At 49.9% G+C, this 19,279-nt stretch carries 13 protein-coding genes; 4 read left to right on the top strand and 9 right to left on the bottom strand.

Annotated features, from left to right (window positions below; all coding sequences use genetic code 11):
- Positions 1-76: 76 nt before the first annotated feature.
- From atpG to ACTJJS_RS18465, 4 genes are all read right to left on the bottom strand, one after another.
- Positions 77-961, bottom strand: coding sequence for an ATP synthase F1 subunit gamma (gene atpG / locus ACTJJS_RS18480; protein ID WP_168870216.1), 885 nt, complete (start codon positions 959-961; stop codon positions 77-79).
- A 191-nt stretch (positions 962-1,152) separates the two neighbouring features.
- The gene (locus ACTJJS_RS18475) at positions 1,153-1,734 is read right to left on the bottom strand and encodes a DJ-1/PfpI family protein (RefSeq protein ID WP_440664791.1); all 582 of its coding nucleotides are present in this window, start codon (positions 1,732-1,734) and stop codon (positions 1,153-1,155) included.
- A 111-nt stretch (positions 1,735-1,845) separates the two neighbouring features.
- Complete coding sequence (locus ACTJJS_RS18470) at positions 1,846-3,468, bottom strand: RagB/SusD family nutrient uptake outer membrane protein (protein WP_440664790.1); 1,623 nt, start codon at positions 3,466-3,468, stop codon at positions 1,846-1,848.
- 26 nt (positions 3,469-3,494) lie between these two features.
- Positions 3,495-6,497 (bottom strand): SusC/RagA family TonB-linked outer membrane protein, encoded by a 3,003-nt coding sequence (locus ACTJJS_RS18465; RefSeq protein WP_440664789.1) that lies wholly within the window; start codon positions 6,495-6,497, stop codon positions 3,495-3,497.
- A gap of 591 nt (positions 6,498-7,088) precedes the next feature.
- Between ACTJJS_RS18465 and ACTJJS_RS18460 the strand changes: the two genes are divergently transcribed.
- Complete coding sequence (locus ACTJJS_RS18460; RefSeq protein ID WP_440664788.1) at positions 7,089-8,456, top strand: 3-keto-disaccharide hydrolase; 1,368 nt, start codon at positions 7,089-7,091, stop codon at positions 8,454-8,456.
- A gap of 115 nt (positions 8,457-8,571) precedes the next feature.
- Positions 8,572-10,344 (top strand): DUF885 domain-containing protein, encoded by a 1,773-nt coding sequence (locus ACTJJS_RS18455; RefSeq protein ID WP_440664787.1) that lies wholly within the window; start codon positions 8,572-8,574, stop codon positions 10,342-10,344.
- Between the two features lie 91 nt (positions 10,345-10,435).
- On the opposite strand, the gene ACTJJS_RS18450 is transcribed toward ACTJJS_RS18455, so the two are convergent.
- Positions 10,436-11,131 (bottom strand): hypothetical protein, encoded by a 696-nt coding sequence (locus ACTJJS_RS18450; RefSeq protein WP_440664786.1) that lies wholly within the window; start codon positions 11,129-11,131, stop codon positions 10,436-10,438.
- Positions 11,132-11,345: 214 nt separating this feature from the next.
- Here ACTJJS_RS18450 and ACTJJS_RS18445 point away from each other — a divergent pair, with 214 nt between their 5' ends.
- On the top strand, positions 11,346-12,131 hold the full coding sequence (locus ACTJJS_RS18445) for a sulfite exporter TauE/SafE family protein (RefSeq protein ID WP_440664785.1): 786 nt from the start codon (positions 11,346-11,348) through the stop codon (positions 12,129-12,131).
- 2 nt (positions 12,132-12,133) lie between these two features.
- On the opposite strand, the gene ACTJJS_RS18440 is transcribed toward ACTJJS_RS18445, so the two are convergent.
- The 4 genes from ACTJJS_RS18440 to ACTJJS_RS18425 all read right to left on the bottom strand — a co-directional run bounded on the left by ACTJJS_RS18440 (position 12,134) and on the right by ACTJJS_RS18425 (position 16,746).
- On the bottom strand, positions 12,134-12,493 hold the full coding sequence (locus ACTJJS_RS18440) for an MmcQ/YjbR family DNA-binding protein (protein WP_168870224.1): 360 nt from the start codon (positions 12,491-12,493) through the stop codon (positions 12,134-12,136).
- Positions 12,494-12,871: 378 nt separating this feature from the next.
- Positions 12,872-14,236, bottom strand: a complete 1,365-nt coding sequence (locus ACTJJS_RS18435) for an alkaline phosphatase family protein (protein ID WP_440664784.1) — start codon at positions 14,234-14,236, stop codon at positions 12,872-12,874.
- Between the two features lie 135 nt (positions 14,237-14,371).
- The gene (gene eboE / locus ACTJJS_RS18430; protein WP_440664783.1) at positions 14,372-15,592 is read right to left on the bottom strand and encodes a metabolite traffic protein EboE; all 1,221 of its coding nucleotides are present in this window, start codon (positions 15,590-15,592) and stop codon (positions 14,372-14,374) included.
- Positions 15,589-16,746: a 3-dehydroquinate synthase gene (locus ACTJJS_RS18425; protein WP_168870227.1), complete on the bottom strand. Its 1,158-nt coding sequence runs from the start codon at positions 16,744-16,746 to the stop codon at positions 15,589-15,591. The genes eboE and ACTJJS_RS18425 overlap by 4 nt, the downstream gene beginning before the upstream one ends.
- A 538-nt stretch (positions 16,747-17,284) precedes the next feature.
- Here ACTJJS_RS18425 and ACTJJS_RS18420 point away from each other — a divergent pair.
- On the top strand, positions 17,285-19,264 hold the full coding sequence (locus ACTJJS_RS18420; RefSeq protein ID WP_440664782.1) for a tetratricopeptide repeat-containing sensor histidine kinase: 1,980 nt from the start codon (positions 17,285-17,287) through the stop codon (positions 19,262-19,264).
- The last annotated feature ends 15 nt before the right edge of the window (positions 19,265-19,279 follow it).

Below are 19,279 nucleotides of genomic sequence, written 5' to 3'. Positions count from 1 at the left end.
AAAGGTCAAAGACTAAAAATACAGTCTTTGACCCTAATCTGAAAATATTTCGATATTCAGTATTGACGTAGTGTTATCAACCTGCCAGTGCAGCGGCACCGCTCACGATCTCAGTCAGCTCGGTGGTGATGGCGGCCTGACGGGCGCGGTTGTAGGAGATCTTCAGTGTACGCAGCAGTTCCTGGGCGTTTTCAGTGGCTTTGTCCATAGCGGTCATACGAGCGCCATGCTCAGAAGCGTGAGAGTCCAGTACCGCTTTGAAGAACTGGGTGTTCAGGATTTTCGGCATCAGTTCAGCGATCAGTACTTCTTTCTGTGGTTCAAAGATGAAATCCGCTTTCAGGTTGTTGTCTTCTTTGCTTTCCACTTTCGCGATAGGCAGGAACTGTTCAGAAACATATACCTGGGTAGCAGCGTTTTTGAATTCGCTGTAGATGATTTCCACCGCGTCGTAAGTACCGTCGATAAAACCGTTCAGTGCTACAGAAGCCGCTTCTTTCACGTTTTCGAAAGTGAGGCTGCCGAACAGCTGCCAGTACTTGTCGATTACTTTATAACCATTCTGGGCGAAGTGCTCGTATCCTTTTTTACCGATAGGCAGTATTTCCACTCTGCCCTGCTCAAACTGCTCCTGGTATTTCTCGCGGATAACACGTTTGGCAGTTTTGATCAGGTTGGAGTTGAAGGCGCCGCACAGACCTCTGTCTGAAGTGATCACCACAATCAGTACTTTTTCAACCTCACGTTGTGCAGCCAGGGGAGTGGCGATATTGCCTTCGCTGTTGGAAACAATATTCTGCAGCATCTCCTGGAGTTTCAAGGCGTAAGGACGCATCAGTAAAATAGCATCCTGTGCACGTCTTAATTTCGCAGCACTCACCATTTTCATGGCTTTTGTGATCTGCTGACCAGATTGAATAGATTTGATTCGGTTACGAACTTCTTTAAGCTGTCCGGACATATATTTTAATCAATTACGGAATGACAAATTACTTTGACGATCATGCATCCAGGCAGTTGATTTCCTGAATTTGGCTGCAAAGGTAAGCAATGAAGGTATAATTTGAAAATCCATCGGGAAGATAATTAGACCTTTCTTTTAAAGACTAACTATCAACATTATATAAATAATGAAATAATCAAATAATAAAATTATAACGTGATCGTGGTGCCCAGTACCTGGAGAAACGCAGCGATCCATTGCGGGTGGGCCGGCCACGCCGGTGCCGTCACCAGTTTACCATCAACGACTGCTTCTGTAACATTAACAGACACATAAGTGCCGCCGGACGCAGTTACTTCGGGCGCTACGGCAGGGTAAGCGGTCAGTTTTTTACCCCGTACCACATCAGCAGCGGTCAGGATCTGGATAGCATGACAAACAGCAGCTACCGGTTTATCTTCTGTAAAGAAATGCCGCACCAGCTCCAGCACGTTTTTATTAAGCCGCAGGTACTCAGGCGCCCTGCCACCGGCAATCACCAACGCGTCATAATCTGCCGCCGTCACATCAGCAAAGGAGGCATTGAGCACAAAACCATGACCGGGTTTTTCTGAATAGGTCTGGTCGCCTTCAAAATCGTGGATGGCTGTTTTTATCTTGTCGCCGGCAGCCTTGTCGGGGCAAACCGCATGTACCTCGTGCCCAATCATTTGCAGCATCTGAAAAGGTACCATGGTTTCATAGTCTTCCGCAAAATCTCCTGTCAGCAATAAAATCTTCTTCTGTGCCATATATTGATGTTTTTTAAGTCCTTCAATATACACAAAATAACGGGATAAACGCAGACGCTCCGGACGTTTTGCCCGGAGCGTCTGTTAAGAAATCATGAAGTGGTAAGGCGGTCAGTAACCCGGGTTCTGCGGGAACGGCGTAGAGGACCTGTCGATCTGCTCCTGCGGGATAGGCCGCAGCAGATGATGGGGGTCTATATTGGCCGATGCTTCCGGATTGTGCTTGCGTACTCTCTCCAGGAGCTTACCGGTCCGTTTCAGGTCAAACCAGGCCAGCTGCTCTCCAACCAGCTCCCGGCCTCTTTCGTCCAGCAGGAAGTCGATATTGATATCGCCGGCTTTGATTTTCATCGCCTCCTGGTTCGCCTGGGTTTCAGCCGGTGTAGTACCCTGACGGGCAGCTCTGATCCGCACTACGTTCACCATATCAGCGGCACCTTGTGCATTCCCCAGTTTATAGAGCGCTTCGGCAGCAATCAGGTAGGTCTCAGCCAACCGGAAGGCAATAAAGGGCCTTACACCGGAAGCCTGGTTATCAGGGCGCAGGGCGTCCGCGAATTTGTTCAGGGACGGATACAGCTTTTCGGTATACTTATCAGAACCCACTAACAGATAGTGTTTGCTGGCCACTTCCGCCGGCGTAACCGGGCGGCCTGGCATATATACGGCCGTGTCGCCCAGGTTCATCACCCAAGGAGTGGTAACAGGCTTGTTCACAAACCAAACGGTAGTGAACCATTTCTGATAACGGGTATCATACACCCGCTCCTTGTAAAGCGTATCGATCAGGTAGGCAGTGGGACGGAAACGTTTCCACGGCGTACCGTTAGGCAGGTCGCGCTGCATACCGTTCAGCACATCGTACTGCATGAGGAAAAAGCGGCAGGCATTGTTGTCTGGCGACGCATACAGCGGGTCAGTGGTATACTGCGCCGCGAAGATGGTTTCTGTATTGTTTTCGTTGCCCTGTGCCCATACTTTTCCGGGATCGTCCAATAACTTCAGGCCATAATTTTTGATGACGCCTTCTGCGTATTTATCTGCATTGGCATAATCGTCCGGCTTCGCATCAGGCGAAGTGGCTCGGGTGAGATACACCCTGGCCAGCAGGTGTTCTGCCGCCGGTTTGGTAGCGCGGCCCCAGTCGCTCTGCGTTGGCGGCAGGTATTGCGCGGCCTTCGTCAGATCGTCAATGATGGCATCGTATACTTTAGCGGTACTGTCGCGGGTAGCGGCTGTATTGATCTCTTTATTTTCGTGTAGCCGTAAGGGTATGTTACCAAAAGTCTGCATCAGCAAGAAGTGATAATGTGCCCGGCAAAACAAGGCTTCACCCACCCCTTTGAACTTAGCGGCAGAATCGAGGCCACTCACCTTATCTGCGCGGTCTACCACCACGTTACAGTTGTTGATGGACTGGTACAAGCCGTTCCACAATTCCCTCACGTGATCGTAGCGGGCGTCCAGCTGGGAAGTGTACTGGTTGGCAAATTTAAAGTTCCCGTCAGAGCCGTTGGTGTAGGTGTCTGTTCCTGCAACGGTGAGGGTCATGCCCCTTTCTGTGCTATAAAAGATGCGCATGCCGGCGTAACCTGCGTTGACCGCAGTGGTGAAACCATTCCGCGTGTTATAGAAATCATCGGTTGTATTGGTGACTACATCTTCGTCCAGCATTTTGTTACACCCTGTACCGGCGAGTGCTGTTAATGCTAATGCCCACAAAATATTTTTCATGTTGGAATGTTTTTGATTGAAAAAAATTAGAACCGTGCATTCACACCAAACTGCAACATCCAGGTGGCGGGTGCGTCAATACCAATTACGTTCACGTCTTCAGGGTCCACTCCCTTATATTTCTGTCTGTAAGGCGCCAGGATGAGTGGTTGTTTTACACTCACATTAAAGCGCAGGTCCTGCATCTGCATACGTTTCACGGTAGCTTCCGGCAACGCATAAGAGAGGGAGATGTTCCTGATTTTAAAGAAAGAACCATCAAAATAGCTGAGGGACTGGTAATTGACCGGACGTTCCTGGTTGGCGTTGGGCCGGGGGAAATCGTTGGTCGGATTGGCTGGTGTCCAGTAGTTGATGTTCAGGTTATTGAAACGGCCGAACAGTGTGTTGGTATTCTGATAGAAATCACTCTTGATCATACCGCCTACACGTGCAAAGGCTACTACGGACAATTCAAAGTTTTTATAGGAAAGCCGTTGAGTCATGCCGGCAGTCCAGTCGGGCTGCGGTGTACCGAGTATTTTACGATCGCTGGCATCTATTTTTTTATCGCCATTGGTGTCTTCCACTTTGATTTCACCCGGTTTGGGTTTATAGAGCAGGCCATCCGTTTTATCATTGGTTTGCCAGATACCGATTTTGTTGTAGTCGTAGTACACATATGTAGGTTGACCTACAAACCAGCCGTTACCGATGTCTTCTGTCTTACCGCCCATCAGTTCCAGGATTTTAGACCGGTTGCGGGAGAAGTTCACGTCCATGCTCCAGTTAAATCCTTTCGGGTTGTCGATGATGATGCCGGACAGTGCTACTTCCCAGCCGGTATTGCTGGTGGCGCCTACGTTTTGCAGGACGCTGTTGAAGCCGTTACTGTAAGGCAGCAGGAAAGGCATGAGCAAGTCTGTGGTTTTCTGTTTATAGAAATCGACAGTACCGGTCAGGCGGTCTTTAAAGAAGCCGAAGTCAAGGCCGGCATCGAAGGAAGTGGTGGTTTCCCAGGTAAGATTGGGGTTACGCAGCATTTGCGGCGTATAACCGAGCACGCCTTTTCCGCCGAACGAGTAGGGAATACGTGCCAGCAAACCCTGTGTAGCGTATGGATCGATACCGGTATTGCCTATACGGCCGAAGCTGGCGCGCAGTTTCATATGGCTGATATTACGGCTGTTTTTGAGGAACTGTTCGTTGCTCATATTCCAGGCGGCGGCCACAGAGGGGAAATAACCCCACTTATGACCGGGAGCGAAGCGGGAGGAGCCGTCAGCGCGCATTGTCAGTGTTACGAGATAACGGTCATCATATCCGTAGTTGAGGCGTCCCATATAAGACAGGATGGTCCAGGTACCGAGGCTGCTGCCAACGCCGGTAACGTTCATTGCCTGACCGAGGTTGTAGTATTCCTGTGCTTCCACGAGCACGCCGCGTACGTTGGCCGTGGTGCTGTCGCCTCTTTGTCTTTGTACGCTATACAGACCGGTGAAGCCGATGTTGTGTTTTTTGTTGAAAGTTTTATTGTAGGTGACTACGTTTTCCACGGTGTATGCAATCGTTTCTCCGCTGGTTTTGGAAGCGGTGGCATCGCCGCCACCGATCAGGAGATCGAACGTGTTCTTACCCTGGAACAGGCCGTAGTTGTATTGCGAGATATCCGGTCCAACGTTCAGCCTGTATTTAAGACCGTCGATTATTTCCACTTCGCCATAAAGACTGGTAAAAAGGCGGAAACGTTTGCGGTTCTCCGTGCGGGCGCCTGGCACGTAGTCCAGCAACGGGTTGGGCAGGTTACTGTCATTGTTCGGGAAGGTGATCAGGTTGCCGTTATCATCATAGGGAGATGAGATGGGCAGCATACGGATGGCGTTGTTGATGCCATTGTAAGTTTCGCCTTTGCGGTTGCTATAGGAAGCCAGCATAGTGGCGCCCACTTTTACGCGGGAACCGATCATCTGATCGAGGCTGATATTGATATTATAGCGTTCATAGCTTTGCAGTTTCAGCACGCCCTGGTCTTTAAAGTAGCCGAGGCCGACAGCATATTTTGTTTTTTCCGTGCCACCGTTTACGCCGAGGGAGTGGTTGGTTTGGTATCCGGTAGACAGGAGCAGTTTTTGCCAGTCGGTGTTGGTGCCTTTCTGGATGCCCGCATATTCCTGCGGAACAAAGATGGCTCTGTCGGAGGAGTCGCGGTTGTTGTCATTGTACTTACCGATAGTGCGGTAGGCTTCACGGCGCATTTCGGCGAACTGGGCGCCGTTCATCAGGTCTGTTTGTCCGAGGTTTTTCACCATGCCATAGGAGCCGGAATAGGTCACAATCGGGCGGCTGGTTTTACCGCGGGTAGTGGTGATCAGCACTACGCCGTTGGCGCCGCGGGAACCGTAGATAGCCGTTGCAGAGGCATCTTTCAGGATCTCCATGGACTGGATGGTGCCCGGACCGATATCATTCAAACTGCCGGAGTACGGGATACCATCAATTACATAAAGCGGATCGTTGCCGGCAGAGAGGGAGCGGGTACCGCGGATGCGGACCGTGGGCTCGTCGCCGGGTTTGGCGCTGTTGCTGATGACGTCCACACCAGGCGTACGGCCTTGCAGCGCCTGTTGCGCGTTGGTCACCGGTACTTCCTGGATGGCTTTACTGCTGACAGAAGCGATGGAGCCGGTCACATCTTTTTTCTTTTGCTGACCATAGCCGACAACAACAATTTCTTCCAGTTTTTTCTGGTCTTCCTCCAGGGTGATGCTGATGACGCCGCGTCCGGAGACGGGTTCTTCATGCCGGGTGTAGCCGATGAAGGAAAAAACCAGTACAGCATTGGAGGAATTGGCAACCTGTAATTTAAAGTGTCCGTTAGCGTCGGTCTGCGTGCCGGAAGTACCGCCTTTAACAGCTACCGTAACGCCTACCAGGGGAGTCTTATCTTTTGCCACAACATTTCCCTCCACCTGTTTGGATTGTGCTTGAGCAAGCTGATGGCATAGCAGCAGGCATAACGCTGCAAAACATAAGCGTGAAATCCTATTCATAACGTTATCAGTTTTTCAAAAAATGGAATTGGGTACTAACTTATCCAGCCCAAAATAATAATTATTTGCAGAGATGCAAACGATTGCAATTTTAGGAATGCAATTTTTTTGCGGGCAAGGGGGTAAAAGTGGGGACAGCAAAGGGGTTATCGCGGTTTTGGGGACCGGGTAATTTCGGCAATATTTTTTTAACATCTTTTGGATGAGGCTTTTATACAGAAGTTTTTTTAAGAAGATTTTCGGAAGATGATCAGGGTTATTTTTCCAGAGAACATTTTTCTGAAGTTGAATTGAGCTGGTTGACTGGTAGCGTTTTTCGGCAATATGGTTAACTATATTATCGTTAATGGGAAATTATCATCTTTGTGAGCAGGGCATTCAGAGAGATTTCCAAAAAGAAATTCAGGTAAGAGACTGTAATATCTTCAGGTAGGTCGGCAACTAAAATGTAAGCGTTTATGGTTGGCTGGCATCTACCTTGGTCAACCCAGCCCTATTATTTTCCGTCTTGAAAAGTTTTTTTCTTTGCAATCGGTTGTAAAAATCATTTTCATTACCTAATTTGACACCTTCATTCCAGTATAACAAGTTATGAAAAAGACGATTTTACTATTCGGCAGCCTGCTTTTTATGTACGGCAGCCTGTTTGCCCAAAAGGGCCAGTGGCAAACGCTTTTTAATGGCAAAGACCTGAAAGGCTGGAAACAGCTGGGAGGCAAGGCTGTATATAATGTAGAGAACGGACAGATAGTCGGTACAACCGTGACCGGCACGCCCAACTCCTTCCTGGCCACCGATAAGGACTACGGAGATTTCATCCTGGAGCTGGAATTCAAACTGGGCGCTCCTTTTAACTCCGGTATACAATTCCGCAGCCAGAGCCGCGACGACTATCAGAATGGCCGTGTATTTGGCTACCAGATGGAGATAGACCCGTCTGACCGCAAGTGGAGCGGTGGAGTGTACGAAGAAGGCCGCAGAGGCTGGCAATACCCTATGGAGTTGAATCCGGCAGGGCAAAATGCATTCAAACCTACCGACTGGAATAAATACCGTATTGAATGCAGGGGCAATGAAATCCGTACCTGGGTGAACGGCGTTCCTACCGCACATCTGGTGGATACCGCGCTGCCTAAAGGTTTTATCGCATTGCAGGTGCATGGCATCGGCAAAAATGCCGCTGACGAAAACAAACATATTTACTGGAAAAATATCCGGATCATAGACAAACCGGCGGCTTCCCAATATTCTCCCTATGATAATATCTATGTGGTGAATAATGTGGACAACACTATTTCCGGTCAGCAGAAAAAGAACGGGTACCAGCTACTGTGGGACGGTAAGACCTCCAAAGGCTGGAGAGGCGCTTACAGAAAGGATTTCCCCACTTCCGGCTGGCATATCCAGGACGGCATGCTGACGATTATGCATTCCAACGGGGATGAAGAAGGCAGCGGCGGCGACATCGTCACAGAAAAAGAATATGGCGCGTTTGAAATGGAGTTTATGTTCAAACTCACACCAGGAGCCAACAGCGGGGTGAAATATTTCGTAAATGAGTCATATGAAACCGGTGGGAAATCTGCCATCGGTCTGGAGTACCAGGTACTGGATGATGAAAAACACCCGGACGCTAAGCTGGGACGCGACGGAAACCGTACCCTGGCGTCACTTTACGATCTCATGACAAGAAAACAGGAAAAACGTGCCCTGCTACCTATTGGAGATTGGAACAAAGGTCGTATTATTGTGTATCCAAATAACCACGTAGAGCACTGGCTGAACGGTTTTAAAGTATTGGAATATGAACGGGGCTCCCAAGCCTTCAAAGACCTGGTGGCGATCAGCAAATACAAAAACTGGAAGAATTTTGGGTTATGGCCGGTAGGACACATTCTGTTACAAGACCATGGTAACGAGGTGTCTTTCAAAAGCATTCGAATTAAAGTATTGAAATAAAATATTTTTTATCTTTTTTTTCATTGTTCACTGTTCTAAATAAGCATTCCGATTCTTCGGAATGCTTTTTTGTTGTTGGGATTTGATTAAATTGTTTACTTAATCCATACTCAACATGAAATACGCCTCTTTATTGTTAGTGGGCAGTGTGCTGGCCGCCACCTCCTGCCAGCAGAAAAGTTCCCACAACAGCCAACAAGCCTCGCGGGACTCCCTGCACCAGCTGGTGGAGCGCTATTACGATGGTAATATGGCCCTGCAGCCGCTTCAAGCCACTTTCAACGGTGAAAACAAATACAACGATCAGCTGCCGACAGATATCGGGGCCGCCTTCCGGCAACATGCCGATTCTTTCCTGGCCGCCTACCAGCAGTCCCTGAAAAATATCGACACCACGGGATTGTCTGGCAACGACCGCATCACTTATGACATGCTGGAAAGAGAGCTTTCGCTTAACCGGGAAATGCTTACGTACCACGACTACCTGATGCCGGTGCAACAGTTCACCTGCCTGCCTATCACGCTCGCTCAGCTAGGCTCCGGCTCCTCCGCCCAACCTTTCAAAACAAAAAAAGACTACGAGAATTTCATGCATCGGATGGAAGGTTTTTCTGTGTGGGCAGACACCGCCATCTCCAATATGCGCCAGGGCATCGCTACCGGTTATGTATTACCGGAAAAACTGGTGATCAAAACACTGCCGCAACTGAAAGACCTGGCTAAAAAAGATACGGCCAACGTTTTCTACGCGCCTCTTAAAACACTGCCCGATTCACTGGATGCTGCCGCTAAACAGCAGTTGACAACCGATTACACGGCAGCCATCGAAAAGTACATCCTCCCGGCATACGGAAAGCTGTATACCTTCATGCAAACAGAATACCTTCCCAAAGCCCGCAAAACCAGCGGTATCGGAGATATTCCCGACGGAAAGAAATATTACGGGTTCCTCGTCAGATACTGGACTTCCACCAACCAGACACCGGATGAAATCTATGCCATCGGAGAACGCGAAGTGGCCCGTATCCGCCAGGAAATGGAAGAAGTAAAAAACAGCACCGGCTTCAAAGGAGATCTGACAGCTTTCTTCGCGGAAGTACGCAACGACAAAAAACTGCGCATTTTCAAAACACCCGGCGCCATCCTCGATTCCTTTAAAGCGATCGAAAACAAAATCATGCCCGGCGTCAGAAAAATGTATGGTCATCTGCCTAAATCCAAATTCGAGATCAGGCAAACAGAAGCCTTCCGCGCTGCATCAGCCTCCGCTGAATACCAGCCCGGCAATCCGGACGGCTCCCGTCCCGGTATCTTCTACGTTCCTATCCTGAATGCAGCTGAATTCCCTTACCCCGGCATGGAAAGCCTCTTCCTGCATGAAGCCATTCCCGGTCACCACTTCCAGTCCTCCCTGCAACAGGAAAACGATTCCCTGCCCAGGTTTCGCCGCTTCAACTGGGTGGGCGCCTTCGGCGAAGGATATGCTCTCTACTGCGAAAGCCTCGGTAAGGAACTGGGACTGTATACCGATCCGTATATGTACTTCGGCCGGCTGACTGATGAAATCCATCGCGCTATTCGTTTAGTCGTAGACGTTGGCATGCATCATAAAGGCTGGACCCGTGAACAGGCCATTAAATATATGATGGACAATGAACCCGTGTCTGAACACGACGCTACTGCGGAAGTAGAGCGGTACATGGTCATCCCCGGCCAGGCACTGTCTTACAAAATAGGAGAGCTCAAAATAAGAGAACTGCGGGAGAAATATACCAAAGCACTGGGCGATAAATTCAGCCTCCCTGCTTTCCATGACGAACTGCTGAAAGATGGCTGCGTGCCGCTTTCCATACTCGAACAGAAAATGACACGGTTCTATGGCCAGTAAGATTTTTTAAGAGGTTTCTTTTGAAAATGATACCACTGCCTGGCTGTTATACGGCCGGGCAGTTTTTATTGATCAAAGGTATAGCCCGGGTTTATTGGTTTGTCTGCGTTTTAGGCAACAGGTATTTGGCGATATCAAAACTGGGCGGGGGCGGGTCTTCGATATAAGCGCTTTCAATAGCTTCGCGGGATGGGTACAGCTTAAACCCTTTCTGCCACACAGGTTTGGAACGGTCTTCTTCTTCCAGGCCCGGAGCAACTTCCAGTTTCAGCTTGTGGAATACGGCAGCGAGGCAGTTTTCCAACCTTGGTGCATTCTGTTCTGCCAGTCCAATCTGCCAGTTGTAGTTATCTGTATCGTCCAGCACTACCGGCACCCAGATGGTTTTGGCAGTAGTGATCTTAAAACTTCTCTCTGTAAAACGCACATCTGCCAGCTGTACCAGATCTTTTTGTACGGCCTCCTCTCCATTGGGCAGCTTCACTATCCCATGGCCATAGATGGACAATTTCTGCTTGATCACCCGCGAACGCACCCACTGCCGGATTTCCGCCACGATGTCATCGATGCTGGTACCGGAGAACTCAAATTTCTTCGACCGGTTCAGGTTGACAGGTATTAGCAACTGTGCCGCATGCAATATTTCAAGCACTCGGTGGATATCCTCAAAAATCCGTTCGTCGGGAACGCCGATTGTATTGTAATCTTCATAGATATGCTGGTCCGGGTCCCTGTACAGCCATTGTAAGGAATAATCAGCATTGGGGAAATCCACTTTCTTTGTCATATCACAATTTAACTGCTATTCGTTAGCGGTATGAAAATAACGAATATTCAGTTCATTAGCTTTATAGACTAGCAATAAATATAATATATTGTTATCTCCCATAACTTATAGTTATCACCTATATTAATAAATGCCCCCTATTTTTGATAAACCTGTAATTGAGACAAACCAACCACCAACCATTAGTTTGCACGTTCCCGGAGGGATAAATTGAATGGAGTATTTACAACAATCCAACTACCTGCCAGTATTGGTCATAGGGGTAGTAGTCGGTTATTTATCGGGCCTTTTAGGCAAAGGCGGCAGCGCTATCAGCACTCCTGCGCTACAGATTTTTGCGGGCGTCAATCCTTTTTTTGCCCTCGCATCGCCCCTACCGGCGTCTATTTCCAGCACACTGTCTGCCACAGCAGTTTATAGCCGTGAAAAGCTGTTTAATAAACGTGTGGTGTTATTAGGGGCTGTATTTGGGGTACCTGCCACCGTAGTGGGCTCCTGGTTCAGCAGTTACCTGCCGGGGAAAACACTGATGTTGCTGACAGCACTGTTTATTGTAACACTGGGAGGCTCCCTGTTATACTCCTACCTCCGCCATAAAGGGTCTTCTGTGGAAACACCGGTCAACAGCGACGACATCAGGGCATCTCAAATTGTGGGCGCAGCTTTGTTCATCGGCTTTTTGTCTGGCCTGCTGGCCAATGCGGGAGGTATTCTGTTCAGCACCTTCTTTATTCGCCGCCTGAAGATGCCGATCAAACAGGCGCTGGCCTGCGCGGTTATTTTGTCTGCGGTACTTTCCGTTCCCGGCGCCATTACACACTGGTGCCTCGGGCATATTGACTGGAACATCGCGCTGCTGCTGTCGCTCACCGCTTTTCCGGCTTCCTATCTTGGAGCCAAAACAGCAGTAAAAATGAAGACTCCCTTACTTGAAAAATTATTCGCGGGCACCCTTGTTATCTTCGGCTTATACGATATATTCTTCACGGTCTGGAAATAATATCAGGCATTCAGCTTACGAAGTTTTTCTATCTCTTCCTGCTCATATGGCGGTAAAGAACGCAAAATAAGATCATATGCATCATGCAGGAAATGCTCCAGCTCAGGGCCAGGCAAAATATCCTCCTGTTGCAGCTGCACCCAGTGGTAACGCGCCAGATGCGGCGCAGGCACAATACCACGTTTGGCTATCAGCTGGTGATATTGATTGGGCGTACATTTGAAAGAAACGCGTTGCGGCGGATCAAGAGAAATCATACAAAACAATTTCTCCCCTACAAAAAAACGCAGTTCGTTATCCCACTTCTTATCAGTGGTAACAGCCGGTAAAGACTGGCAAAAATCAAGGGCATTGTCAAACATAGCGGCAGGTTTAAACATAGTTTATATTCCCGTTCCTGAACGGATACCTCAATTAGAATCTGGCCACAAATAAACATATAAAAATATGTCACATATGTGGAATGGGTTTATGCTGTAAATAGAAATGAAACTGCTATATAAAAATAGCGAATTAATTGGATAAAATAACGCACTTCAAACGTGCAGAAGCAAGGAATTAACCAGATTTTAATAGAAAAACCTACAAACCATACGCCAGGGCTACACGCCCCGGGGCAACGGAGACCTCTATACCCTCCCGGCGTTTGTACAGTTTCTTTCCATGATGGTGTGCTGCCAGCCTTTCGGCCAGCAGCCAACAGATCAGGATACAGCCGGATCTGTATATGCGGGGATGGTTTAGTCAACCAACTGGTTCCATATCACCTCATATACATCGGTCGCCTGTAGCTGGTTTTGTTTGAAAGGTTGTTTGTTGATGACCACTGCATGGTTTACCGGGTTTTCCTCCAAACGGCCATGTGAGCCTTTGATCAGCGTGGCATCCAGCGGAATAACGTTCATCAGGTACCGGAACCCAAGCTTTTTCTTCAACAGTTTGGCGGCCGCTTTCAGCTTGATCAGCGGGTCTGCCGGGTTCATAAACATTTCCACCGGATCATATCCCGGTTTACGGTGAATATCCACGATACGCGCAAAATCCGGCGCCTTGTTATCGTCCAGCCAGTAATAGTAGGTAAACCAGCTGTTGGCATCCGCCATCAGCACCAAGTCGCCGCTGCGTTCGTGGTGCAGGTGATGCTGTCTTTTGCCTTCACGGTCCAGTACCAGCTGTACGCCGGGCACCTTCTGAACGAGGTCCCGTACTCTTTTATAACAGGAAGGATCATTTACATAAATATGCGCTATCTGGTGGTCAGACACGGCAAAAGCTTTGGACGCACCGGCATCCATCAGTTCCAGGCCTCTTTCCACGCGCACGGCGATCAACCCTTCCTGGCGCAGGATACGGTTGATATGCACCGGGTTATTCACATTGGTAATACCATATTCCGACAACACGATGGGATCGCAGCCTTTCTGCTGGTAGTAAGTGATCAGCTGCCGGCATACTCCATCGATCTCCTGCAGCTCTTTGGCGATACCGGCAGGGTCCTGCCCGAATTTCTGCAGGCAGTAGTCGAGGTGAGGCAGATAAACGAATGTCAGCGTGGGATCGTGGCGTTTATCGGTCAGGATGGTAGCATCAGCGATCCATTGGGAGGATTTGATATTGGCAGTAGGCCCCCAGTAGTTGAACAACGGGAAAGGCCCCAGTTCCTGCGTCAGGTAATCCCGCAGCTCACCTGGCGAAGTATAGCAGTCAGGGACCTTACGGCCGTCCGACAGGTAGTTGGGACGGGGCGTCAGGGAAAAGTCCACATCAGCGTACATATTGTACCACCAGCACATCTGCGCACAGGTGAAGGAGGGATCCAGGCGGCGCGCTTTTTCCCATATTTTGGCAGATTCCACCAGTTTGTTGGACTGTTTCCAGAATTTGACCTCACAGTCGGTACGGTCATACCAGCCGTTACCCACAATACCGTGTTCACTTGGCCATTTACCGGTCAGATAGGTACTCTGCACCGAGGTGGTCACAGCAGGCAACATAGGGGCCACGGTGGCCACATGCCTTTGCTGCGCATATGCTTTCAGGAAAGGCATGTGCTCCAGCAGTGCGGAGGATAATCCTACAACGTCCAATACGACTGTTTTTCTCATAGATACAACCTTAAATTCAATTACAAATTACGAATTACGAATTACGAATTGGAAGTTCTGTAACGGGCAGGGCCTTCAGGCCGGTGCGCTGTTGCGTTTTTTAGTTCGTAATAGTGACCCATAACCGCCAGTTCATTAGTCCTTATTTGCTATTATTTTTTTAATCCAGTTCAATTCCCTCGACACAGACACCGCCATTTCCTCTTTCAGGCCCTGTGGCAGTACATCCCAGGTATATGTTTCCACTTCCATATGCGCGGTAAAAGGCTGTTGCCGTTGTAATGTCAGCACATCCACAATATCTGACTGCGTGGAATGCAGCACCTCAAACCTGTCGGCAAATACCGGCACATGGAAATGGGAGCGCCATTCCACTACGTCCGTATTACCGGCATCTTCCAGCGCCTGCGGCAGATCGGGATAACGTACCAGGGAGCCGTCTGTTTTCCGGCCGATCACCTGGTGCAGGTAAACGGGCTCGTTGAACGGACGGAAGGCGTCTATTACTTTTTGCCTTGCCTCCGCCGCTGCGGGCAGGCCTGCCTTCAGGGCCGCGCTGATTTGCAATTTGCCCACTTTAAGGCCGTAAAGCCGCAACTGTTCCAGTACCTGCTTTGGCACTTCATATTCAAGCGCAAAGTGGCAGACATCATAACAAAGCTGTAAATGGTTTTTGATGATGGTCGCCGCTTCCGCTTCGTCCACACGCAGCTTGTCCATGATAAACGGAATGCCCGCCGGCAACAGCGATCCCATGTACCAGCTGATATATTCGGCCGTATTTTCGAGCAGTCCGTCTGGTTCAGGTTCCACATCGAGGTGCATCAACGGGCCGCCGCTACGATGGATGCGTGCCAGCTGTTCCACTACCAGCAACATATTCAGGGTAGCGCGCTCCGTGAAAGAATTTTTTTCTTCCTCACAGCGGTTGCACCAGTATTTGTATGATAAAGGAGACGTAGAGATACCGCCTTCCATACCTTCCGGCAGCAGCGCCGCCAGCAGGCGGAACAGCCGGACGGTATAGGCCACCCTGTCGGCTTGCGTCCAGTCGGGCGTATGTACCTGGTCTTTCACTACGGTATCGTGAAAGCCGCCATAGGGGAAACCGTTCATCGTAAATACGTAACAGTTTTCCTGTTGCAGCCATGCTTTGAAAGCGTTCAGGTTTTCTTCCTTAGTCAGCTCCAGGCTGGCGGTATTGGCCAGGCGCAGACCGATACCGAAAGGCTGGTCCGGCGCCACCTGTTGTTTGACTGCGGGTATATATTTCCGGAGTTGTGCGAAATGGTCTTCCCATTTTTCTCCGGGATGGATATTGGTGCAATAAGTCAGATGTCCGTATGCTGTTTTCATGACTGTAGTTTTTGGCAGATATCTGCTGCTTTGTACAGCATATCCAGATCTATATGGTGTATCTCCGCGCCTCTTCCGATGGCCCGCAGCAGCGAGATCGTGAGTTGTCCGCCGAGGTGCTCGCGGAACTCTTCCAATCCTGCGATCACCGGAGATGGTTCGTTGTCCTGCTTTTGCAGCAGCGGATGCCAGATGGGCAGCTGCATGGCTTTCAGCACATGGACAATACGGAGCATCGCCGCTTCGTCGATCCATCCTAACAGGAAGGAATACACGCTATCGAGGGCAATGCCGATAGACACCGCTTCCCCGTGCCGGAGCGAAAAATCGGTCAGCTGTTCCAGCTTATGTGCGCTCCAGTGCCCGAAATCGAGCGGGCGTGCCGAGCCGCTTTCAAACGGATCGCCGCCACCGCCGATGTGCGCCATATGCAGCGCCGCGCAGCGGTATATCAGCTCCTCCATGGCCGGCATATCGCCGCCGGTAAGGGCCTCCGCTTTTTTCTCCATCCATTCAAAGAAAGGAGCGTCGCGGATAAGGGCTACCTTTACCGCTTCCACCATGCCTGAGCGCCAGTCGCGCCCGTCCAGCGTGGTCAGGAAAGTACTGTCGTTGAACACGGCCGCCGGCGGGGCAAAGGAGCCAAGGAAATTTTTCTTGCCCTTATAGTTGATTCCGTTTTTTACGCCCACACCGGAATCATTTTGTGATAATACGGTAGTGGGTATACGAATATGTTTCACGCCACGGTGGGAGATGGCCGCTGCAAAGCCGACGAGGTCGAGCAGGGAGCCGCCGCCAATGCCAATCACATACGAGTGGCGATCGATGCCATGCTGATCGATGGCATCCACAAGGGAAAACAGCTGTGACAAATCATTTTTCACGCTTTCTCCGCCGGTGAGCGTGACTATTTCCGGCGCCAGCCGGAAACCGCGCACCTGCATCAGATAATAAGTGATTTTTTCGGCGAGGCCGGGATGGCTGGCGGCTACGCCTCCATCGAGGACCACCAGCAGTTTTTTCTGGAAAGCCGCTTCTGCTTTGGACTCCAGGAAGGCTGACAAACAGGTATTAGCCGGATCAAATAAATCTCTTGAAAAAAAGACCCTGAACGAAAAGTTAACGTCGAATTGTTGTTGAATGTACTCCATGGCATTGTTCCGCTTGCATCAATCTAAAAAAATTCAATAGCCTTTAAAAGTACATATAAAAATGAGATATTTTCATAAAGAATAAGGCTCCGTGAACGGAGCCTTTTTGGGGTTCTACCTGTTTGTTGTTATCGGTATGCAATAGAGAAACGGTTCATTACCGGATGTAAAGAAACCCCGTTTACAGGGGGGATTTAACGGTACAAACCATTATTTTAAAAATTGCGTATTTCTACGGAGGCCCTCCCCGGGGGCGCAAAGCCTTACCAGCAGCCCGTTATGGTCACATATAGGGATAAACACGGGTGGCACCGGTTTCCGCTCATCCAGCTGCCTATTGCGTATAATACAGGAAATGAAGATCTTTACCCTTCGTTGCGGCGGCCTCCGGGCTTGTTGCAGGCCAACAAATTTGTTTGTTTTAGATGAATATCTGGCATATGCCCCCCATGTTGTTAACCCTGTAACACGGATGTTTTTTCATACTTCTCTTGTTGCATTTTTAGATCTGATTGTTAACAGGAAAGCGCATTAAGCGATGTTTAAAAAGATATTGTTTGCTGTCTGCCTGATTGTAAAGCAGGGTATCTCTGCATGGGCATTCAATACAGCAGCGCAGGACAGCCTTTTCAGGGCACTGCAGCATCAGAAAGCTGATACCGGCCGGGTAAACACCTTGTTTGCCTACGGCATGAGCTACATGCCTGACAGCATGAAGAAAGCTGACGGCATCTTCCGGGAAGCCCTCCGTTTAAGCCGGCAGCTCCACTATTCCAAAGGAGTGGCTGATTTCGCCTGCTACTATATGTACATACAGGACATGACAGGCCGGTATGAAGAATCGTTGTTCATGGTAGACAATGCCGTGAAGATTTACGCCGGTTTGCGGGATACGGCCAACCTGATGCGAGCCCTGAGCTTCAGCGGCAATGAACATCATCAGCTGGGGAATTACACTCGCGCGGCCAGCCGTTACCTGGAAGCGCTTAAGCTGTCCGACGCCGCCAGGGACACGCTTTTCTCCAGCCTGATGAACAACAACCTGGCAGGCATCTTCATCAATTTAAAAGATGGCGCCAAAGCGTTCCAGTATGCGGGGAAGGCCTACCGGCATGCGATTTCCATTGGCAATAAACGACGGGCCACTGCCGCGCTGATCAACATGGGGTCTTGTATGGTATCCCTGAAACGTTATGCAGAAGGTGAACAGTACTACCGGAAAGCCATCCGCATGGGGCAGGAGCTCGAAGACAGCGCCTTTGTGCTGAAAGCCCACGTGAACCTCGGCAACCTGTATTTCGAGCAGGAAAAGAGACCGGAAGCCTATCAGCAATACACCCGGTCACTGGAACTGTCCCGCAAATTCCCTGAACCAGAACTGCTGACGTACATATACCTGGGTTATGGCCGTGAGCTGTTTAACCTGAAAAAATATACAGAGGCCTTGTCCTATGTAGAGCAGGCCATTACCATGGCCCGGCAATACAAAGCCATCAATGAGCTCCGATGGGGCTACCTGGTAGCCTCCAACCTGGAAGCCACAATGGGACACTATCAGCGGGCCTTCACCCTGCGGGAAAAATTTGAAGTGCTCAACGACTCTCTCACCGGCGATGCCGCCCGTAATAATGTGATGCTGCTGGAAATGCAGTACGAGTCTGAGAAAAAAGACCGGCAGCTTACCGCCAAAGAACTGCAACTGGCACGGAAGGACCTCCAGATACAACAAAAAAACATGTGGTTATTCCTCTTCCTCATTGCCGCCGGGCTGCTGCTGGCCACCGCGTTCTTCATCTGGCAGCGGTTAAAGCACCGTACCCACCTGCAGGAACAGCAGCTGCATACCATGGAGGCGGAGAAAACCGTACAGGTACTGGAAGCGATGATACAGGGCGAAGAAAAAGAACGCACCCGTCTGTCGAAAGACCTTCATGACGGCGTAGGCGGACTGCTGTCTGCCGTGAAAATGCATTTCGGCGCGCTGAAACACGAGCAGCCGGCGCTGAAAACAGACAGGGACTTCAGCCACGCGATGGGCATGTTGGACGATGCCATCGGTGAAGTACGCAAGACCGCCCACAACCTGATGCCGGAACTGCTGGCCAGAATGGGGCTGGCAGATGCCGTACGTTTCTATTGCCGCAATGTAAGCCACTCCCGGCACCTGACCATTTCGTGTTATGCGCCCGATAGCATCGGCCGCTTCAAAGGTAATTTCGAACTGTCCGTTTACCGTATCGTTCAGGAGCTGGTCAACAATATCATCAAACACTCGCAGGCCACCGAAGCACTGGTACAGCTCACTCGGCAAGGCCATCTGCTGAGCATCACTGTAGAAGATAACGGCATCGGGTTCCAGGAAACACGCGACACCGGGCCGGGCATGGGACTGAACGCCCTGCAATCAAGGATCAGGGCGCTGAACGGCAACCTGGAGATCGCAGCCGCACATGGACAAGGAACTACCGCCTATATAGAATTTAATATCGCGATTATGCAACTGGCAGAAATTGGATAGCTGCCCCAATTATTT

The organism is Chitinophaga sp. 22308, from assembly GCF_052045305.1.
Taxonomy (GTDB): Bacteria; Bacteroidota; Bacteroidia; order Chitinophagales; family Chitinophagaceae; genus Chitinophaga; species Chitinophaga varians_A.
The sequence above is the reverse complement of the archived record's forward strand: the minus strand, read 5'-3'. Positions and strand labels throughout refer to the sequence as shown.

What these genes read in the sequence shown, in the direction of transcription:
- ACTJJS_RS18470 (WP_440664790.1), bottom strand. Translation starts at nt 3,468, where the DNA reads ATGAAAAATATTTTGTGGGCATTAGCATTAACAGCACTCGCCGGTACA.
- ACTJJS_RS18420 (WP_440664782.1), top strand. Translation starts at nt 17,285, where the DNA reads ATGTTTAAAAAGATATTGTTTGCTGTCTGCCTGATTGTAAAGCAGGGT.
- ACTJJS_RS18425 (WP_168870227.1), bottom strand. Translation starts at nt 16,746, where the DNA reads ATGGAGTACATTCAACAACAATTCGACGTTAACTTTTCGTTCAGGGTC.
- ACTJJS_RS18445 (WP_440664785.1), top strand. Translation starts at nt 11,346, where the DNA reads ATGGAGTATTTACAACAATCCAACTACCTGCCAGTATTGGTCATAGGG.
- ACTJJS_RS18450 (WP_440664786.1), bottom strand. Translation starts at nt 11,131, where the DNA reads ATGACAAAGAAAGTGGATTTCCCCAATGCTGATTATTCCTTACAATGG.
- ACTJJS_RS18465 (WP_440664789.1), bottom strand. Translation starts at nt 6,497, where the DNA reads ATGAATAGGATTTCACGCTTATGTTTTGCAGCGTTATGCCTGCTGCTA.
- atpG (WP_168870216.1), bottom strand. Translation starts at nt 961, where the DNA reads ATGTCCGGACAGCTTAAAGAAGTTCGTAACCGAATCAAATCTATTCAA.
- ACTJJS_RS18435 (WP_440664784.1), bottom strand. Translation starts at nt 14,236, where the DNA reads ATGAGAAAAACAGTCGTATTGGACGTTGTAGGATTATCCTCCGCACTG.
- ACTJJS_RS18460 (WP_440664788.1), top strand. Translation starts at nt 7,089, where the DNA reads ATGAAAAAGACGATTTTACTATTCGGCAGCCTGCTTTTTATGTACGGC.
- eboE (WP_440664783.1), bottom strand. Translation starts at nt 15,592, where the DNA reads ATGAAAACAGCATACGGACATCTGACTTATTGCACCAATATCCATCCC.
- ACTJJS_RS18440 (WP_168870224.1), bottom strand. Translation starts at nt 12,493, where the DNA reads ATGTTTGACAATGCCCTTGATTTTTGCCAGTCTTTACCGGCTGTTACC.
- ACTJJS_RS18475 (WP_440664791.1), bottom strand. Translation starts at nt 1,734, where the DNA reads ATGGCACAGAAGAAGATTTTATTGCTGACAGGAGATTTTGCGGAAGAC.
- ACTJJS_RS18455 (WP_440664787.1), top strand. Translation starts at nt 8,572, where the DNA reads ATGAAATACGCCTCTTTATTGTTAGTGGGCAGTGTGCTGGCCGCCACC.